Below are 16,529 nucleotides of genomic sequence, written 5' to 3'. Positions count from 1 at the left end.
TGCTCATTCGAGTTGGGAGGCCTTGGCCAGTGCGCGCATCACGCCGTCATTGATTTCCTGGGCACCGAGCATCAGCTGGTCGGCGGCACTGCGAAAGTCGAAGGCCGACTCATGCTCAATGGCCTTCACCAGCTCCAGATAGGGCTGGTACGGGCCGCTTTCATCGACCAGCGCCTGGCGCACGCGTTCAGGCATGGGGATGGCTTCGAGCAGCTTGGCGAAGGGCTGCTTGAGCATGTGGTCGAGGAAGGAGAACAGGCCGCAGATGAACATCTCGTCGCGCATGTCGGACTCGTCCATGCCCCGGGCCAGCTCTTCCATGATCAGGCCTCGGCGCAAGGCGCCGAACATGATGGGACGCATGCTGTGGTCCTTGCTCGCTGTCGCCAGCAGAAGGGCCAGCCAGCGCTTCAGGCGTGCGTAGCCGAGCAGCATGATCGCGTGCTTGAAGGAGCTGACCTCGACCGGCAGGCCGAAGGCGGCGGAGTTCATGTAGCGCAGCAGCTTGAAGGCCAGCGTCGGGTCGCGCTGCAGCGTGCGCTCGAGCTTGTCGCTGTCTTCGCCCTGGTCGAGCTGGGCCATCAGTTGCACGATGATCTGCAGGTCGCTGTGCATCTCCACCTTGGCCGGCGCGCCGGCCGGCGGCTCGTACGGGCCTTGCATCGGCCAGCCGAGCACGGCGGCGGCATTGCGCTTGAAGACCTCCAGGATGTCGGCATCGCTGCGCACGCCGGACACCAGCTTGGGAATGCCAGGCCAGGGCGGGGTGCCATCGCCGCCGCGTTCATCGTCGAGATCGAGCAGCGAATGGTTGAAGCAGGCCTGCAGCTCCGCGGTGATGGGCTGCAGGGGCCGGCCCTTCAAGACCAGCTTGCCACCGCGGGCACGCACCCCGGCCAGTGCCGCAGCATGGGCCGGGTCGCTGGCCATGAAGGCGGGCAGCTCGATCAGGAGATTCTTGGGCGCCGGTGTCTGCAGGAGCTCGGTCAGCAGGCTTTCGCTGACCGCGTTGAGCACCACGGTCTTGCCGCCTTCGGGCCAGGCTTGGGCCAGGGCCGTGATCAGTTCGGCGGCGTCCAGGCGCAAGTCCGGACGCAGGGGGAATACCGTCAGCCGGGTTGCGACAACCTGATGCTGGCGATCAATCATCGGGGCATAGCCCAGGGCCACCGAACCCCAGATTGCGAAACTGCTGCTGCTCATCGAATTTCTCAGGTAAACATTGGGCCGCAGCCGAGTTTACCTAAGGCCTCAGCGGGCGCAGCACAAGAGTGGCAGCCAAATGCAACGCCGGGTGGAACTTCAGCGGATGTAGTCGAACAGCGTCATGCGCTGTACGGTCGCATAGGTCTTCAGCGCTGCGTCGTAGCCGCTTTGCTGGTTCTGGAAATCCGAGATGCCCTGGATCATGTCCAGGTCCTCGGCCGAGGAGCGTTCGGACTGGTTGTACTGCTTGAGCGCGGCCATGCGGCCTTCCGTGCCGTCCAGGTTGTTCAGCTGTTCGCCGACCTGGCTGCGCACGTTCTGCATGTTGCTGATCAGCGAGTCGAGGTCGCGCAGCCGCCCCGAGTTGCTCTGGGTGATCTCGATATTGCTGCGCGAGCCGGTGAACAGTTCGCTGATCGCCCGATCGAGCACGTCGAAGAGCTTCAGGTCGCTGGTCGAGGGCCGGATCTCGAACTGGTCGCCGTCCACCACGCTGCCCGAGAGCGACACGGCGATGCCGTCGAAGGTGAGGCTCTGGCCAGGCAGATAGGGACCGCTGGCGACGCTGGCACCCAGCGTCACGTCCACGACGTTGTAGGTGGCGGCCGGGTGGTCGCCGGTGATCTGGACCTGGTAGCCGTGGCCGGTCAGCAGGGTGGCGTCGGTCACGCGGCCGGAATCGATCCAGCCCTTGGGTGCGGCACCGGTCGTCAGGTTGGGCATCGGCTCGGTCTCGAAGGTGCCGTTGCCGGTGCGGGCCTGCTCCCAGGTGCGGCGGCCGTCCACCGTGAGCGGGAAGTTGTCGAAGTTGCCGGTCTGCACCGAACCGGGGGTGCCGTTGAAGCGCACGCCACCGGCCTGGTCGACAAACGGCGGGCTGGCCGAGCCCTGGCCCGAAAACAGAAAGCCGCCCGCGCCATCGGGCCGGTTGGCAATGCCCAGGAGCTGCGAGCGCAGGCCCTTGAGCTTGTTCGCGAGGCCTTGGCGCTCGGCATCGGTGTAGCTGAAGTTGCCGGCGGCGAGCATGGTCTCCCGGGCCTGTTGCAAGAGCTCGGTGGCGTCCCCCAGGGCTGCTTCACTGAGCGTCATGCCGTTGCGGCTGGCTTCCAGGGCGCGCTGGTTGGCGTCCACACGGCCGATCGCCGCCATGGCGCGCTCTGCACGCGCGGCGCCGGTTGGGTCGTCGCTGGCCAGCAGCACGCGCTTGCCCGAGGTCAGCCTCTGCTGCGCGATCGACATGCTTTCCTGGCGTTGCTGCAGGTTGGCAATGCTCGCGTCAAACATGTTGGCGGTGCTGATTCTCATGATGTCTTCCTTCCTCAGCCGCCGAGCTTGAGCAGTTCGTCAAAGATGGTCTGGGCCGTCTGCAGCACCTTGGCCGCGGCCTGGTAGCCCTGCTGGTACTGCATCAGTCGCGCGGCTTCCTCGTCGATATTGACGCCGGCCTGGCCGGCGCGCGTGGCTTCAGCGCTGCTGGCCACGCTGGTCGAGACATTGCTGAGGTATTGCGCACCCTGCACCCGGGAGGCGATGTCGGTCATCGCCGTGGCGTAGGCGTCCGAGGGTGTGCTGCCGGCGCGCACGCTGCCATCGGGCTGGGGCGTGCGTCCGATGAAGGTCTCGGTCTGGATGTTCAGGAAGGCCTTGGCATTGGCGTTGTTGCTGCCCGGGAACTGCGTGATGCCCGTGGTGATCACGTCGTTCTCGCGAGGCACGCCGTTCAGGCGCAGCTCGAAGCCGAGGTCGATGCCCGATGCGGGCTCGTTGCCGATCTTGGAGCCGGGTCGCCACTTGCCGGGCAGCACCGAACCATCGGCCATGGTGATCGTGTAGTTGACGCTGGCGTCCGCAGGATCGACCGCGCCGAACAGCACCGTCATCGGCTGCTTGGTGGCGTCGTACTTGCTGTTGACGACATAGAGCGACTCGACCGTGGCCGTGCCGGTGTTGTCGACATTGGTCACCGCGGTGATCGGCGCGGCAGCCGCGATGCCATTGGTGCTGTCGAGGGCCCGCTTCATCGTCACCGCAGCCTGGGCCAGCGGTTCGACCAGGAAGCTGTCGTCGGCCGTCATCGGCAAGCCGCTGGCAGTGACCCTGAAACCGTACTGAGCTTCGATCTGCGTGGCACTGAGCGCGACGGTGACGCCGCCCGGGCGGGTCGTCATCAGATACTGGTCAGGCACGCCGCTCGGGTCGGCCTTGAACACATAGCTTTCGGGACGCAGGCGAGTGGCGTCGACAACGCTGACGGTCAGCATCGACTGGTAGGTGCCGTCCGGGTTGCGCGCATTGGTCGATGCGGGCAAGGTCACCGGGTCGGCATAGCTGAAGATCGGCGAGCCCGAGCCCGGTGGCGTCGACTGGTCCAGGCCCAGCGCCTGCTGATCGTTGACGCGCTTGGCAAAGCCCACGGCCAGCTGGCCCACGAGGTTGCGGGCGTCCTGCAAGTCCTGGTTCTGGTAGCGCAGCAGCGAGGTGATCGAACCACCGGTCAGCACGCTCTCGTCGAGCTTGCGGCTGCCGTTGGACTCGGTGATGCTCAATTGCACTCGCGTGCCGTCATAGGTGTCGGGCTGCAGGCCCAGCTCCTGGGAAATCGAACCGAGCACCAGGCGCTGGCCACCGCCGATGAAGACGCCCATGGTGCCGTCTTCTGAGGGCAGGGTGGTGACAGCGACGTACTCGCTCAGTCGCGAGATCAATTGATCGCGTTGGTCCAGCAGGTCGTTCGAGGTGTGGCCGGAGCCGGTGGTGCGGGCGATCTGGTCGTTGGCCGCACCAATCTGCTTGGCCAGCTGGTTGACCACATTGATATTGGCGCGCAGGTCGCTGACGATGCCCGACTGCAGATCGGCCAGTTGCTGGCCGGTGCTGCTGTAGCGCGAGGCCAGTTCCTGGGCGCGGCCCAGCACCACCTGGCGGGCCGAGGGGTCGCTCGGGCGGCTGGCCACGTCGACCATGGCATTGAGGAACTGGTTGGCGGCGGCGCCCAGGCCCTGGTCGCCCGGGGGAAAGAGCTTCTCCAGCTGCTGCAGATTGGTCAGCCGGGTCGAGTCCATGAAGGCCTGCGACTTGGCGGCGGCGGCGTCCTTGGTCAGGAAGGCGTTGTACGAGCGCGTGACCGTCTCGACGTTGACGCCCTTGCCGAAGAAGCCCGAGCCGGTGAACTGGCCTTCCGGCGTGGTCAGCGTGACCTGCTGGCGCGAATAGCCGGGCGTGTTCGCATTGGCGATGTTCTGGCCGATGGTGGTGAGCGCCGCCTGGTTGGCGAACATCGCCCGCATGCCCAGGGACAAGAGCGCGGAGGTTCCCATCGCCTAGCCCCTTTCCTTCAGGCCAGGGCGCGCTGCACGCGCACCGTGGTATTGATCACCCGGGCCAGCTTGCTGGCGTATTCGGGATCGGTGGCGTAGCCGGCCTTCTGCAGGCCCTGGGCAAAGCGCTCGGCACCGCCAGGACTGCTGATGCCGGTGCTGGCGCTTGCCTGCTGAGTCTGCTGGGCCTGGGCCACGACCTGAGCATAGCGCTGGTTGCTGCCGAGCAGCTGGCCGTAGTCCTTGAAGGCGGCCTCGTAGCTGTCGTAGGCGCGGAACTTTGCCACGACTTTCTGTGCCCGTCCGTCCACGAACTCTGTGGTCTTCACCTCGACCGTCTTGCCGGTCCAGTTGGCGCCGGCCTTGATGCCGAAGACGTTGAAGGAATTCGTGCCGTCCTTGGCCACGATCTCGCGCTTGCCCCAGCCCGACTCATGCGCGGCCTGCGCGATCATGAAGCTGGCCGGAATGCCGGTGGCCGCGGAGGCCGCCTTGGCGGCGCTGTCGTGCTTCTGGATGAACTCCTGCACATGGGGCGCGATGTTCTTCCTGGTCAGCGTGGGCAAGGCGGCCGGCTTGGCTGTGTCGGCCTTGTCGGTCTTGTCTGGCGTGATTCCCATCTGGCGCTGCAGCTGCCTGGTGATCGCATCGGACAGGCCGCCGGGCAGGCCGGTCATCTTGCTGGCGAACTGGGTGTCCAGCATCTCGGTACCGAGCTGCGTGGCCGAGTTCTCCATGAGGCCCGAGGACATCGTGGCGGCGCGCATGCTCTTCATCACTTCCTGCATGAAGAGCGCTTCGAACTGCTTGGCAGCCTCGCGCACCGACGACTTGGGGTCGCGCGCGGCCGCAGCGCGCAGCGCCTCGATCGAGCGGTTGTCGGTATTGGCGATGGGGCTGCTGGACATGATCAGATCACTTCAAGTTCGGCGTTCAAGGCGCCGGCACTCTTGATCGCCTGCAGGATGGCCAGCAGGTCCTGCGGGGTTGCGCCAAGCGCGTTCAAGGCATTGACCACGTCGCTCAGCTTGGTGCCGGCCGGCAGGCGCACCAGCGCGCCGGGCTCCTGCTTGATCGCGATATCGGTCTTCTCTGCCACCGTGGTCTGGCCGCTGGACAGCGGGCCCGGCTGGCTGATGATGGGCGTGGAGCTGATGGTCACCGACAAGCTGCCGTGCGCGACGGCGCAGGCGGACAGCTGTACGGCCTGGTTCATCACGACCGAGCCGGTGCGGGCATTGATGACCACGCGGGCGGCCGGTTCGGCCAGCTCCAGCGGCAGGTTTTCCACATCGGCCAGGAAGTTGACGCGGTCATCGGCGCCCATGGGTACCTTGACGCGCACCACGCGGCCGTCGAGCGCTTGCGCGACGCCGTCGCCCTTGGCCCGGTTGATCGCTCGAGCCACGGCGCGCGCGGTGGCGTAGTCGGAGGCATTCAGGTCGAGCTGGATGGTTTCGCCGCTTTGCAGCGCGCTCTGCACCGCACGTTCAACCAGCGCGCCGCTCGGGATGCGGCCAGCGCTCAAGTGATTGATCTGCACCTTGGAGCCGCCCGCCGAAGCACCGGCGCCAGCGACGATCAGGTTGCCCTGGGCAATCGCATAGACCTGGCCGTCGGCACCGCGCAGGGGCGTGGTCACCAGCGTGCCGCCGCGCAGGCTCTTGGCATTGCCGATGGAAGAGACATTGATGTCCAGCTGCTGGCCGGGCTGCGCGAACGGCGGCAGGTTGGCCGTGACCATCACTGCGGCGATATTGCGCGGCTGCATCTGCACGCCTTGCGGCAGGATGACGCCGAACTGCTGCAGCATGGCGCTGAGGCTCTGTCCGGTGAAGGGGGCCTGGGTGGTCTGGTCGCCGGTGCCGTCCAGACCCACGATCAGGCCGTAGCCGACCAGCGGGTTGCTGCGCACGCCCTGCACGGCGGCCACTTCCTTGATGCGCGCGGCATCGGCTTGCAGCGGCAAACTCAGCAGGCCAGCGAGCAAGCCCAGGCCGAGGCAGGTGTGCAGCAGATTTTGAAGGGCTTGGGCGGGGGCTTGCATGACGGCAGCAGGGAGGGGTCCTGTCTGCCGATTCTGAAGAAACTTAAGTGGGCCAAAGATTCAAGAAGAACCTGGATAGCCAGCCTATTCCGTGAGCATCGGCGGTGGCACCGCGGCCGCGCTGCTCGATCCGCACATTGGCGATCGAGGCGGACGGCACGGTATTGCCCTGGGCGATGGCGCGCGGGTCGACCTGGCCGGAGAAGCGCAGGACGTCGACGTTGTGATTCACGCCGATCTGCTTCTCGCCGGTGATCATCAGGTGCCCATTGGGCAGCACCGCCGTGACCACGGCCGTGATCGTGCCCGAGAACTCGTTGTTGTTCTGGTTGGCGCCCTTGCCGGTGGACTTGTTCGCCGACGTGGCGCCGGCCGTGGCGCGGCCGAAGGAGTTGGGTGCGATGCCGGGCAGGGCGGTGATGCCGGCCGACAGCGCGCCGTCCTTGCTCAGCTCGCTGGTCGAGCTCTGGCTGGCCGAGACGCGCTCGACGATCTGCACCGTCAGGGTGTCGCCGACCAGGCGGGCCCGGTGGTCTTCGAACAGCGGGCGGTAGCTGTTTGCCTGGTAGATCGAGCCATTGGCCGGGCCGGCTGGCGGCAGGGCCGGCATGTTCACGACCGGGGTCGACTGCAGCTCCACATGCGGCTGAGTGTAGAGGGCGCCACAGGCGCTCAGCAGGGGTGCGGTGGCAGCGAGCAGCAGCAGGCGGGTTTTCATGGCAACACTCCTTCAGATCTGCGCGAGCTTCTGCAGCATCTGGTCCGAGGTCTGCACGGCCTTGGAGTTGAGCTCGTAGGCGCGCTGTGTCTGGATCATCTGCACCAGCTCTTCGACCACGTTGACGTTCGATGTCTCGACGAATCCCTGCTGCAGCGCGCCGATGCCGTTGGCGTTTGGTGCGCCGGCATTGGGTGTGCCGGAAGAGGCGGTTTCCGAGAACAGGTTCTGGCCGCGTGGCTCCAGGCCGGCCGGATTGACGAAGGTCGCCAGCTGGATCTGCCCCACCGTCTGCGGCGTGGCCTGGCCGGGCACTGTCACGCTGACCGTGCCGTCCTGGCCGATGGACAGGCTCAGGGCATTGGCCGGCACGGTGATGCCGGGCAGCACCGTGTTGCCATTGCTGGTGACGATCTGGCCATTGGCGTCGAGCTGGAAGGCGCCGTCGCGGGTGTAGGCCGTGGTGCCGTCGGGCATCTGGATCTGGAAGAAGCCGTTGCCCTTCACGGCCAGGTCCAGGTTGTTGCCGGTCTGTTGCAGGTTGCCCTGGCTGAAATTGCGCGAGGTGGCGACCGGGCGCACGCCCAGGCCGACCTGCAGGCCGGTGGGCAACTGCGTCTGCTCGGTGCTGTTGGCACCGCTCTGGCGCAGGTTTTGATAGATCAGGTCCTCGAACACGGCATGCGAACGCTTGAAGCCGTTCGTCGCGACGTTGGCGAGGTTGTGCGAGATGGTGTCCAGCTGGGTCTGCTGGGCCTCCATGCCGGTCTTGGCAATCCAGAGTGATCGAATCATGGCGGGCTTTCTTAAGTGGTTCCGAGCAGCTTGGCCGATTGCTGGCCTTGCGTCTGGGCAATCTGCAAGAGCTTCATCTGCTGTTCGAACTGACGCGAGGCCGCGATCATGGCGACCATGGTTTCAACCGGGCTGACATTGGAGCCTTCCAGCGCACCGTCCTGCAGCCGTGCATTCGGGTCGGCCGGCAGGTCGCCGTCGGCGGCGCGAAACAGGCCGTCGGTACCCCGCGTCAGCGGGCCTTCCGAGGTGACCAGCTTCAGCCGCCCGATGGCCGTGGGCCGGCCGGTCGGGCCTTGGGCAGAGATGGTGCCGTCGCTGCCGATGATCAGCTCGCTGTTGGGTGGCACGGTGATCGGGCCGCCATCGCCCATCACCTGCAGGCCGTTGCGCTGCACCAGCAGGCCTTCTGCGTTCACGTCCAGCGCGCCAGCGCGGGTGTAGGCCTCGGTGCCGTCCGCTGCCTGCACGGCCAGCCAGGCCTTGTCCTTCATCGCCACATCCAGGTTGCGGCCGGTGGGCGTGATCGCGCCGGGGTCGGCGTTGTAGCCGATGGTGGTTTCCAGTGCATAGGCGCGGGTGCTGGCGCCGTCGCCGCGCACCGGCACCGCCCGAAACGCGGCGAGTTCGGCGCGGAAACCGTTGGTCGAGACATTGGCCAGGTTGTTGGCGAGCACGTCCTGGCGCTGCATCGAGGCCTTGGCCCCGGCCATCGACAGATAGATCATGCGGTCCATGACGTGCTCCTAGGTCTCAGGATCAGCGCAGGTTCACCAGCGTCTGCAGCACCGAGTCCAGCGTCTTGATCGACTGGGCATTGGCCTGGTAGACGCGCTGGGCGGTGACCATGTTCACCAGCTCGGCGGTCAGGTCGATGTTGGACTCTTCCAGTGCGCCGGGCTGCAAGACGCCCAGGTTGCCATCGCCAGGCACGCCGACGACAGGTTCACCCGAGGTATTGGTGCGGCCCCAGACGTTGCCGCCCTGGGGCTGCAGACCCTGGTTGTTGCGGAACGAGGCCAGCTCGACCTGGCCGGCCGGCTTGGACTCGCCGTTGGAATAGCGGGCGGTGACGATGCCGTTCTTCTCGACCACGATGCCGGTCAATTGACCCGGTGCGTAGCCGTTCTGCGTCAGGTCGGTCACGCCGAAGCTGGCACCGTTCTCGGTCGCGCCGGTGATGTCGAACTCGATGCCAACCAGGGTCGGACTCGGCGCCAGCGGGTCGTCGTAAGGGATGGGCAGCGTGGCCGCGCCAGCGGCATTGGTGCCGGCCGGGATGCGCAGGTCCAGCTTGATGCCCGGGCCTGGCACGACAGGCACGCCGCCCGTCGGTGCGAACTTGATCTGCGTGTAGGGCGTGGTCGGGTTGTTGTTGGCGTCCAGCGTGATCGCGGCGCCCGCAGAGTCGAGCTGCACCGGCGTGCCATTGGCCGTGACGTAGAGGTTCCAGACGTCGTAGCCGGTGCCCGCTTCGGGGTTGTTGGCCTTCTGGAAATACATGGTCACCGCCACCGGCTGACCCTTGGCGTCATAGGCCGTCATCGAGGTGGCGTTGTTGTAGCTACTCGGGTCGTTCAAGGTGATGCCCAGCGTGTCGACCTTGGAGGTCGGGTCGGCCGGGTCGGACAGCACATAGGGCGCGGTGGACTTGGCGCGCGAATCCAGGTTGAACTCCATGCCGATGGTGGTTGTCGGCTTGGGCTCGATGCCCTTGGTCGGCAGCGACAGCGGCTGGGCCAGGCCCGGCTGGATCTTGCCGTTGCCGTCCGCCGGATAGCCCAGCAGCTTCAGGCTGCCGTTGTTGACGATATTGCCGTCCCGGTCGACCTTGAACTGGCCGTTTCGGCTGTAGACGGTCGGGCTCTTGCCGTCGCTCAGCTGGAAGAAGCCGCCACCGTTGATGGCCAGGTCCATCGAGCTTTCGGTGATGGTGATGTTGCCCTGCGTGAACTGCTGGGCCACGGCCGCCAGCTGCGTACCGATACCGATGTTGCTGGCGCCGCCACCGCTCAGGCTGGCCGCGTACAGGTCGGCAAATTCGACGCGCGAGGACTTGGAGCCATAGGTGTTGGCATTGGCAATGTTGTTGCCGATCACCTCGAGGTTCTTGCTCGAGGCGTTCAATCCGGAGAGACCTTGCTGGAAGCCCATGGTGTGTCGTCCTTGCTGGAGAAGTGGGGGTGGCCGTGTTCCGATCGATCAGTCGATCGTCACGACCTTGCTGTAGTCAACGCTGCCAAGCGTGGCCAGTTCCAGCGTCGCCTTGGAGCCGCTGATGTTGATGGCCTCGACCTTGTCACGCGAGTAGGTGGTGGTGCTGACCACGGCGCTGCCGCTGGTGGCCGTGATGCGGAAGTTCAGGCTGGCGTTGCCTCCGGCCTTGGACATCGGCCATTCGAAGCTCTGCAGGCCCTTGCTCTGTGCGCCGAGCTCCACCGTGTCGACGACGGCGCCGGCAGGGCTCAGCACTTCGAGCTTGACGCGGTCGGCCGGGCCGGCGAGCTCGTAGGCACCGCTGGCGTTCTCGGTGCCGAACTGAAGACGGTTGCCTTCGATGGTCACGTCGCGGCCGATCAGAGAGGCGCTTTGCAGCGCCTGCGTCTGCGCGAACTGGCTGGACAGGTTCTTGATGCTGGTGTCCAGCGTGCTGATGCCCGACACGGTCTGGATCTGCGCCATCTGGCTGGTCACCTGGGCGTTGTCCATCGGGTTCATCGGATCCTGGTTCTGCATCTGCGCAACCAGCAGCTTCAGGAAGCGGTCCTGCGTGTCCTGCGCGTTCTTGCTGGCCGCGGCGGTGCCGTTGCCGGTGGTGTTGACGATTGAGCCGACGTCCATGCGCTACTCCTCAGCTCTGGCCGAGCTGCAAGGTCTTGAGCAGCAGGTTCTTGGCCGTGCTCATGACTTCGATGTTGTTCTGGTAGGAACGCGAGGCCGAGATCATGTTGACCATCTCTTCCACCGTGTTCACATTGCTGTAGGTCACATAGCCTTCGGCATCGGCCTGCGGATGCTTGGGATCGTGCACGCGGCGGCCGGGCGTCTGGTCCTCGCTGATGTTGGCGACCTTGACGCCGGCGGCGCCCGGGTCGTTGTTCAGGAGCATGGTCTGGAACACCGTCTGGCGCGCCTTGTAGGCCTGGCCATCGGGGCCGGCCACGGTGTCGGCATTGGCCAGGTTGCTGGCCACGGTGTTGAGCCGCTGGCTTTGCGCGCTGACCGCGCTGCCGGAGACGCTGAAGATCTGGAACATCGACATGGCCGTCTCCTAATCAGGAAGCGTTGTGCGACTTCATCGCGTCCAGCGCGGTACGCACGCTGCCGTTGATGAAGCGCAGGGTGGCTTCGTACTTCACAGAGTTGTCGGCGAAATTGGCGCGCTCGCGGTCCATGTCCACCGTGTTGCTGTCCAGATTGGTCTGGGCCGGCAGTGAGTACTTCTGCTGCAGCTCGTGACGGGCGCTGAACAGCGGCTTGAACGGCGCCGCAGTGCCTCCCGTCGTCTGCTGCGCGGCCGTCGCTTCGCGCAGCGCGCGGGCGAAATCGAAGTCCTTCGCCTGGTAGCCCGGGGTGTCGGCGTTGGCGATATTGCTGGCGAGCAGACGCTGGCGCTCCGACCGCAAGGTCAGCGCCTCGGTCTGGAAATTCAGCATGTCGGTCAGTCGGTTCAGCATGGCAGGCCTCCACTGGAGTCCGTTCGGGTTCTTGGGCGTCTTACAGCTGCGCTTGGACAGGATTGTGTTGGCCGGCCCCGAAAACTTGAGGCGGAAAAGAGCTTGGATTGCTGCGCATTTCCCGCCCTGTCGGCCCTGCGTCGCGCTCTAAAGTCACGGCCATGATTCAAAACGCCTTGCTCCGTCTTGCCTGCGCGCTGCTGCTTTTGCCAGCAGCGGCAGCCCTGGCCGAGCCGGGCCTGGACGCCGCCGTGCTCAAGCGCGTGCAAGAGCTGGCCGAGACGGCCGCGCGCGCTGCCGCGCCGCCGCAAGCCCGGGTGGAGGTGCTGCTGGGCCAGCTCAATCCGCGCCTGAAGCTGGCGCCCTGCGAGCAGGTGGAACCCTATATGCCCGCCGGCCACTCGGCCTGGGGCAGCAGCCGCATCGGCTTGCGCTGCCTGAAGGGCGCGACGCGCTGGAACGTCAGCCTGCCGATGCAGGTGCAGGTATTTGCCAAGGTGCTGGTGGCTGCCACGCCTCTGCCGGGCGGCACGGTCATCGCTCAAGATCAGCTGCAAATGGCCGAAGTTGATATCGCGACTCAGGGCGGCTCGGTGTTCACCGATGCCGCGCTGCTGGCTGGCCGCACCCTGGTCCGCCCCCTGGCGGCCGGCGAAGCGCCGCGCAGCAGCCATCTCAAGTCGCGCCAGTGGTTCGCTGCTGGCGAGACGGTCAAGGTCGTGGCCATGGGCGGTGGCTATGCCATCAGCGGCGAAGGTCAGGCGCTGCAGGCCGGGTTGGAAGGACAGGAGGTGCGCGTTCGCTTTGAGAACGGTCGCATCATCACGGGCCGTCCGGTCGGCGAGCGTCGGGTCGAGGTGCTGTTATGACACAAATGCATGCTGGGCAGGCCGGGCAGGTGAAATCCTGCGCGTTTGCCGTAGTTGCCCTGCACCGAAATTCCTCAAGTCCTGTCAGAGTCTGTCGATACAGCGGTGAACCGACGTGCTCGAGCCGCGGCCCGAGCTCCTGGAGATGATCATGAAAATCGCTAACAGCCCTGACAGCAAGCTGCCCCAGACCGGCGCGGAGAAGGCCATCGAGGCCCCGCGTCCGGCCAAGTCCGAGACGGTCAAGAAGGCCCCCGAAGCCAGTGCCAAGGTGGAACTGTCCAATGCGGCAGCCGCGCTCGGCACCCAGGAAATCGACGATGGCAGCTTCGACGCAGCCAAGGTGCAACGCATCTCGCAGGCGATTTCCGAAGGCAAGTTCACCATCAATGCCCAGGCAATTGCCGACAAGCTGATCTCGAACGCCCAGGAACTGGTGGGCCGCAGCCAGCCCTCGCACTGAAGTTCAGCCCCTGACTCTGGAATCGAAAGACATGGAACAGGCCGGATCAGCAATGCAACAGGCGACGCCCATCGCGGCTGCTGGCTTGGTGCCGGTCATGCCGGAAATCGAGCTGGAAGGCCCGCTGGTCGAGGTGGAAGCCTGCCTGAGCGCGCTGGGCGAGGCTCTGCTTCGCCGCGACAGCGCTGCGGTCGAGCAGCACGCCAGCCGCCTTCAGCAGGTGCTGCAGCAAGCCATTGCCAGCTTCGGTGAAGCCGCCCGCGCGGGTGGCGTGCCGCCTCAACTGCGTCACCGCCTGGTGGCCGCCGGTGGCCGCGTGGCCGCTCAGCGCGAAACGCTGGCTCGCGCCACCGCGGCGCTGGACCGGGCGATGGACGTGCTGATGCCCGCTGAGCCGGCTGGCCTGTATGGCGCCAGCGGCAAGGCCGAACGCAAGTCTTACGGCGGGTTCTTCCAGGCCTGAGATTTCCGGGCCGGAGTCAACAGAAGCCACCTTGCGGTGGCTTTTTGCTTTCTAGCTCGTGGCCTTGCGTCTCACGCAATCCAGGTACTGATGCCCGTCCGGCGGCAGGCCGCTGCGCTGCGAGGCCCAGATCATCTCGCCCAGGCAGTCCATCGCTGCGTGCTGGGCTTCGTGCATGGAGTTGCGCCTGGCGGCCAGCAGCTCGACGGCCTGGCGGATGCCGGTGGGTTGGTCGATGGACAGCTGCTCGGTGATGGTCAGATGCATGGACAGATGCAGGAAGGGGTTGGTCTTGCCTTCCTCGACCGTGTAGACGGTGTTGACCGCCAGCTCCTCGTCGGCCAGCAGGTCGAAGTACTCGGGATGCTGCTCGATCCAGCTGGCGGCCAGCGCTTCCATCGGGATCAGGGGCTGCTTGTCGCGGATCTTGCGGTAGGTGGCGCAGAAAAAGCGACGCACCTCGATTTGGGAGGGGGCAAACATGGGCTGGATTGTCGCAGGGAGGCCAGAGTCGCGTTCAGTCCTGCCCGGTCCAGCCGGGGGGCTGCTTTCTTTGCTGCTGCCGCTGTTCGCGCTCCTGCGCAAACAACTCTTCCAGCTGCTGGCGGCCTTGCTTGGCGACAGCGATCAGCGCGGCTTCGTCCTTGTGAAGGGGCCAGGTCTGCTCGATCTGAGCCAGGTTGCGCTGGCGGAAGCGCCAGGCCTGCTTGCGTGCGGCATGCGGCTCCAGGCCCATCAGCTCCAGCACCGAACGGCCGCTCATCAGGGCCGAGTCGAAGGTCTCGCGCTCGATCAGGGTCACGCCCAGGGCGCGCAGCTTGTAGAAGTGCTGGACGTTGCGAGCCCGGGCCACCACTTGCAGATGCGGCCAGTGTTCCTTGGCCAGCGTTGCGATGGCCAGGCTTTGCTCCACGTCGTCCACAGCCAGCACCAGCACGCGGGCCTGCGCGGCGCCAGCGGTGCGCAGCAGGTCCAGCCGCGAGGCATCGCCGAAGTACACCCGCCAGCCGAAGCGGCGCAGGCTCTCCACGGCTTCGGCATCATGGTCCAGCACGGTCGCCTCGAAGCCATTGGCATAGAGCAGGCGGCCGATGATCTGGCCCCAGCGGCCGAAGCCGGCAATGATGATGGGCGCCTGCTGCTGTTCGTCCATCGAAGCGCCTTGCGGCACATGCTTGCGCGCCAGGCGAGGCGCCAGCAGCCGCTCGGCCCCTTGCAGAAGCGCCGGCGTGCAGGCGAGCGACAGGGCGACCGCTGCAATCAATGCCGAAGCCTGCGTGCCGGTCAGCAAGCCAGTCTGCTGGCCGAGCTGGAACACCACGAAGCCGAACTCGCCGCCCTGGGCCAGCAGCAGGATGAAGAGCGGGCGCTCCATCACCGGGATCTTCATCGCCCTGGACATCAGCGTCAGCACGGTGGCCTTGGCGACCAGCAGGATGACGAGCAGGCCCAGCACCTCCAGCGGCTTGTCGCGCAGGACCTGCAAGTCCAGCCCCATGCCCACGGCCATGAAGAACAGGCCCAGCAAGAGGCCCTTGAAGGGCTCCAGATCGGTTTCGAGCTCGCGTCGGTAGGCACTCTCGGCCAGCAGCACGCCGGCCAGGAAGGCGCCCAGCGCCATCGACAAGCCGACCGCCTGCATCAGCGCAGCCGTGCCCAGCACGAGCAGCAGGGCGGCGGCGGTGAAGATCTCGGGAATGTCGCTGCGGGCGATCCAGCGCAGCGCCGGGCGCAGGGCCAGGCGGCCGCCCAGGATGATGGTCAACACGGCCGCGACGGCCTTCAGCGCCTGCCAGGAGCCTTCCTCCTCGGCATTGGCGCCGCTCAGCGCCAGGATGGGAATCAGGGCCAGCACCGGGATGGCTGCGATGTCCTGCAACAGTGCCACGCTCAGGACGCTCTGGCCGGCCGTCGTATTGCCGACGTTGCGCTCGGCGAGCACGGCCAGCGCCACTGCGGTTGACGACATCGCCAGGCCCAGGCTGGCCCCCAGCGCCAGACGCCAGGGCGCGCCCAGCAGCAGGGCAATGCCCATCAGCGCCGCGGTGCAGCCCAGGAGCTGCAGGGAGCCCCAGCCAAAGATGGGCCGGCGCATCGCCCACAGGCGCTTGGGTTCGAGTTCCAGGCCGACCAGGAACATCATCAGCACGACGCCGAATTCTGCGAACTCCAGCACCGTGGCCGGCTTGCTGACCAGGCTCAGGGCCGAAGGGCCCAGGAGCACGCCGGCGATCAGGTAGCCGAGGATGCTGCCGAGCTTGAGCCAGCGCGCCAGGGGCACGATGAGCACCGCCGCCGCCAGGAAGACCAGCGGCAGTCGCAGCCATTGGGCGTCATGCTCCATCGCCGCCTCCTGTCAGATCCTTCATGTCTGGCGTCGGGACGCTCCAGCAGGCGAGGTTGTCCTCGCCGCCCTCAGGTGCGCCGCACCAGGCCGGATAGTCAAGCAACTGCTGCACAAAGCCGAGTGCCTGCTGATGCAGTGCTTCGTCGCTGATCTCATGGGCGGCGTAGATCAAGGTGGGCGGCAGCGTCTGCATGCCGCAGAGCCGCGCGATCTGGGCATAGGGCAGGAGGAAATCGAGCAGTTCGTGGCCGTTGTATCCGCCGCTCGCGAAAGACTCCGGCGAGCCACCGGCCGAGAGCGTCAGCCACAAGCGCTTGCCACGCAAGGCCCGCTGGCCCACGCCGTAGGCCCAGCCGTGGCCGAAGACTTCATCGACCCAGAGCTTCATCAGCGCCGGCATGCCGTACCAGTGCAGCGGATGCAGCCAGATGATCAGCGACGCCCTGGCCAGCGCCTCCTGCTCGGCGGCGATGTCGATCGCGTAGTCCGGATAGAGGCGGTAGAGATCGCGCACTTGCAGCCGCGAGGGTTCGATGGCGGCCCGGTCAACGGCCGTCAGCAAGGCGCGGCTCACGCGCGAATGCTGCAGGTCGGGATGGGCTGCGATGAGGAGGATCTCGGCCATGG

18 protein-coding genes are annotated in these 16,529 nt (G+C 66.3%); 3 read left to right on the top strand and 15 right to left on the bottom strand.

Translation table 11 applies throughout. The features are described from left to right. Window positions 1–3 precede the first annotated feature (3 nt). The 12 genes from V3596_RS08920 to flgB form a co-directional block, all read right to left on the bottom strand. On the bottom strand, window positions 4–1,203 hold the full coding sequence (locus V3596_RS08920; RefSeq protein WP_334277327.1) for an EAL and HDOD domain-containing protein: 1,200 nt from the start codon (window positions 1,201–1,203) through the stop codon (window positions 4–6). Between the two features lie 99 nt (window positions 1,204–1,302). Further along, a complete protein-coding gene (gene flgL, locus V3596_RS08915; RefSeq protein WP_334277326.1) occupies window positions 1,303–2,511 on the bottom strand; it encodes a flagellar hook-associated protein FlgL in 1,209 nt (402 codons plus the stop codon). A gap of 14 nt (window positions 2,512–2,525) precedes the next feature. Next, window positions 2,526–4,523, bottom strand: a complete 1,998-nt coding sequence (gene flgK, locus V3596_RS08910; protein ID WP_334277325.1) for a flagellar hook-associated protein FlgK — start codon at window positions 4,521–4,523, stop codon at window positions 2,526–2,528. A gap of 17 nt (window positions 4,524–4,540) precedes the next feature. Further along, on the bottom strand, window positions 4,541–5,431 hold the full coding sequence (locus tag V3596_RS08905) for a glucosaminidase domain-containing protein (protein WP_334277324.1): 891 nt from the start codon (window positions 5,429–5,431) through the stop codon (window positions 4,541–4,543). Window positions 5,432–5,433: 2 nt separating this feature from the next. Beyond that, window positions 5,434–6,570 carry a flagellar basal body P-ring protein FlgI gene (locus V3596_RS08900; RefSeq protein WP_334277323.1) on the bottom strand — a complete coding sequence of 379 codons (1,137 nt, stop codon included), beginning with the start codon at window positions 6,568–6,570 and terminating at the stop codon, window positions 5,434–5,436. Between the two features lie 43 nt (window positions 6,571–6,613). Further along, window positions 6,614–7,288, bottom strand: coding sequence for a flagellar basal body L-ring protein FlgH (locus V3596_RS08895; protein WP_334277322.1), 675 nt, complete (start codon window positions 7,286–7,288; stop codon window positions 6,614–6,616). Window positions 7,289–7,300: 12 nt separating this feature from the next. Further along, complete coding sequence (flgG, locus tag V3596_RS08890) at window positions 7,301–8,083, bottom strand: flagellar basal-body rod protein FlgG (protein WP_334277321.1); 783 nt, start codon at window positions 8,081–8,083, stop codon at window positions 7,301–7,303. A gap of 11 nt (window positions 8,084–8,094) precedes the next feature. After that, complete coding sequence (gene flgF / locus V3596_RS08885; RefSeq protein WP_334277320.1) at window positions 8,095–8,820, bottom strand: flagellar basal-body rod protein FlgF; 726 nt, start codon at window positions 8,818–8,820, stop codon at window positions 8,095–8,097. A gap of 22 nt (window positions 8,821–8,842) precedes the next feature. Further along, window positions 8,843–10,237: a flagellar hook protein FlgE gene (flgE, locus tag V3596_RS08880; RefSeq protein ID WP_334277319.1), complete on the bottom strand. Its 1,395-nt coding sequence runs from the start codon at window positions 10,235–10,237 to the stop codon at window positions 8,843–8,845. 48 nt (window positions 10,238–10,285) lie between these two features. Further along, window positions 10,286–10,924, bottom strand: a complete 639-nt coding sequence (locus tag V3596_RS08875) for a flagellar hook assembly protein FlgD (RefSeq protein ID WP_334277318.1) — start codon at window positions 10,922–10,924, stop codon at window positions 10,286–10,288. Window positions 10,925–10,934: 10 nt separating this feature from the next. Continuing rightward, window positions 10,935–11,345, bottom strand: a complete 411-nt coding sequence (flgC, locus tag V3596_RS08870) for a flagellar basal body rod protein FlgC (RefSeq protein WP_334277317.1) — start codon at window positions 11,343–11,345, stop codon at window positions 10,935–10,937. A gap of 13 nt (window positions 11,346–11,358) precedes the next feature. Continuing rightward, window positions 11,359–11,760, bottom strand: a complete 402-nt coding sequence (gene flgB, locus V3596_RS08865) for a flagellar basal body rod protein FlgB (RefSeq protein WP_334277316.1) — start codon at window positions 11,758–11,760, stop codon at window positions 11,359–11,361. A gap of 161 nt (window positions 11,761–11,921) precedes the next feature. Between flgB and flgA the strand changes: the two genes are divergently transcribed. The 3 genes from flgA to V3596_RS08850 all read left to right on the top strand — a co-directional run bounded on the left by flgA (window position 11,922) and on the right by V3596_RS08850 (window position 13,555). Further along, a complete protein-coding gene (gene flgA, locus V3596_RS08860; RefSeq protein WP_334277315.1) occupies window positions 11,922–12,629 on the top strand; it encodes a flagellar basal body P-ring formation chaperone FlgA in 708 nt (235 codons plus the stop codon). 151 nt (window positions 12,630–12,780) lie between these two features. Further along, on the top strand, window positions 12,781–13,092 hold the full coding sequence (gene flgM, locus V3596_RS08855) for a flagellar biosynthesis anti-sigma factor FlgM (RefSeq protein ID WP_334277314.1): 312 nt from the start codon (window positions 12,781–12,783) through the stop codon (window positions 13,090–13,092). A 52-nt stretch (window positions 13,093–13,144) separates the two neighbouring features. Beyond that, complete coding sequence (locus tag V3596_RS08850; protein WP_334277313.1) at window positions 13,145–13,555, top strand: hypothetical protein; 411 nt, start codon at window positions 13,145–13,147, stop codon at window positions 13,553–13,555. 51 nt (window positions 13,556–13,606) lie between these two features. Here V3596_RS08850 and V3596_RS08845 read toward each other — a convergent pair whose 3' ends face one another. Genes V3596_RS08845 through kefF form a run of 3 tightly spaced genes read right to left on the bottom strand, consistent with a single transcriptional unit; the run spans window position 13,607 to window position 16,527 of the window. After that, the gene (locus V3596_RS08845; RefSeq protein WP_334277312.1) at window positions 13,607–14,038 is read right to left on the bottom strand and encodes a DUF1841 family protein; all 432 of its coding nucleotides are present in this window, start codon (window positions 14,036–14,038) and stop codon (window positions 13,607–13,609) included. 34 nt (window positions 14,039–14,072) lie between these two features. Beyond that, window positions 14,073–15,899 (bottom strand): glutathione-regulated potassium-efflux system protein KefC, encoded by a 1,827-nt coding sequence (gene kefC, locus V3596_RS08840; protein ID WP_334277311.1) that lies wholly within the window; start codon window positions 15,897–15,899, stop codon window positions 14,073–14,075. Beyond that, window positions 15,889–16,527, bottom strand: coding sequence for a glutathione-regulated potassium-efflux system oxidoreductase KefF (kefF, locus tag V3596_RS08835; RefSeq protein WP_334277310.1), 639 nt, complete (start codon window positions 16,525–16,527; stop codon window positions 15,889–15,891). The genes kefC and kefF overlap by 11 nt, the downstream gene beginning before the upstream one ends. Window positions 16,528–16,529 lie beyond the last annotated feature (2 nt).

Origin of the sequence: Roseateles microcysteis (assembly GCF_036880965.1) — a bacterium.
Classification (GTDB): domain Bacteria; phylum Pseudomonadota; class Gammaproteobacteria; order Burkholderiales; family Burkholderiaceae_C; genus JAUASW01.
The sequence above is the reverse complement of the archived record's forward strand: the minus strand, read 5'-3'. Positions and strand labels throughout refer to the sequence as shown.

What these genes read in the sequence shown, in the direction of transcription:
- V3596_RS08920 (WP_334277327.1), bottom strand. Translation starts at nt 1,203, where the DNA reads ATGAGCAGCAGCAGTTTCGCAATCTGGGGTTCGGTGGCCCTGGGCTAT.
- flgL (WP_334277326.1), bottom strand. Translation starts at nt 2,511, where the DNA reads ATGAGAATCAGCACCGCCAACATGTTTGACGCGAGCATTGCCAACCTG.
- flgK (WP_334277325.1), bottom strand. Translation starts at nt 4,523, where the DNA reads ATGGGAACCTCCGCGCTCTTGTCCCTGGGCATGCGGGCGATGTTCGCC.
- V3596_RS08905 (WP_334277324.1), bottom strand. Translation starts at nt 5,431, where the DNA reads ATGTCCAGCAGCCCCATCGCCAATACCGACAACCGCTCGATCGAGGCG.
- V3596_RS08900 (WP_334277323.1), bottom strand. Translation starts at nt 6,570, where the DNA reads ATGCAAGCCCCCGCCCAAGCCCTTCAAAATCTGCTGCACACCTGCCTC.
- V3596_RS08895 (WP_334277322.1), bottom strand. Translation starts at nt 7,288, where the DNA reads ATGAAAACCCGCCTGCTGCTGCTCGCTGCCACCGCACCCCTGCTGAGC.
- flgG (WP_334277321.1), bottom strand. Translation starts at nt 8,083, where the DNA reads ATGATTCGATCACTCTGGATTGCCAAGACCGGCATGGAGGCCCAGCAG.
- flgF (WP_334277320.1), bottom strand. Translation starts at nt 8,820, where the DNA reads ATGGACCGCATGATCTATCTGTCGATGGCCGGGGCCAAGGCCTCGATG.
- flgE (WP_334277319.1), bottom strand. Translation starts at nt 10,237, where the DNA reads ATGGGCTTCCAGCAAGGTCTCTCCGGATTGAACGCCTCGAGCAAGAAC.
- V3596_RS08875 (WP_334277318.1), bottom strand. Translation starts at nt 10,924, where the DNA reads ATGGACGTCGGCTCAATCGTCAACACCACCGGCAACGGCACCGCCGCG.
- flgC (WP_334277317.1), bottom strand. Translation starts at nt 11,345, where the DNA reads ATGTCGATGTTCCAGATCTTCAGCGTCTCCGGCAGCGCGGTCAGCGCG.
- flgB (WP_334277316.1), bottom strand. Translation starts at nt 11,760, where the DNA reads ATGCTGAACCGACTGACCGACATGCTGAATTTCCAGACCGAGGCGCTG.
- flgA (WP_334277315.1), top strand. Translation starts at nt 11,922, where the DNA reads ATGATTCAAAACGCCTTGCTCCGTCTTGCCTGCGCGCTGCTGCTTTTG.
- flgM (WP_334277314.1), top strand. Translation starts at nt 12,781, where the DNA reads ATGAAAATCGCTAACAGCCCTGACAGCAAGCTGCCCCAGACCGGCGCG.
- V3596_RS08850 (WP_334277313.1), top strand. Translation starts at nt 13,145, where the DNA reads ATGCAACAGGCGACGCCCATCGCGGCTGCTGGCTTGGTGCCGGTCATG.
- V3596_RS08845 (WP_334277312.1), bottom strand. Translation starts at nt 14,038, where the DNA reads ATGTTTGCCCCCTCCCAAATCGAGGTGCGTCGCTTTTTCTGCGCCACC.
- kefC (WP_334277311.1), bottom strand. Translation starts at nt 15,899, where the DNA reads ATGGAGCATGACGCCCAATGGCTGCGACTGCCGCTGGTCTTCCTGGCG.
- kefF (WP_334277310.1), bottom strand. Translation starts at nt 16,527, where the DNA reads ATGGCCGAGATCCTCCTCATCGCAGCCCATCCCGACCTGCAGCATTCG.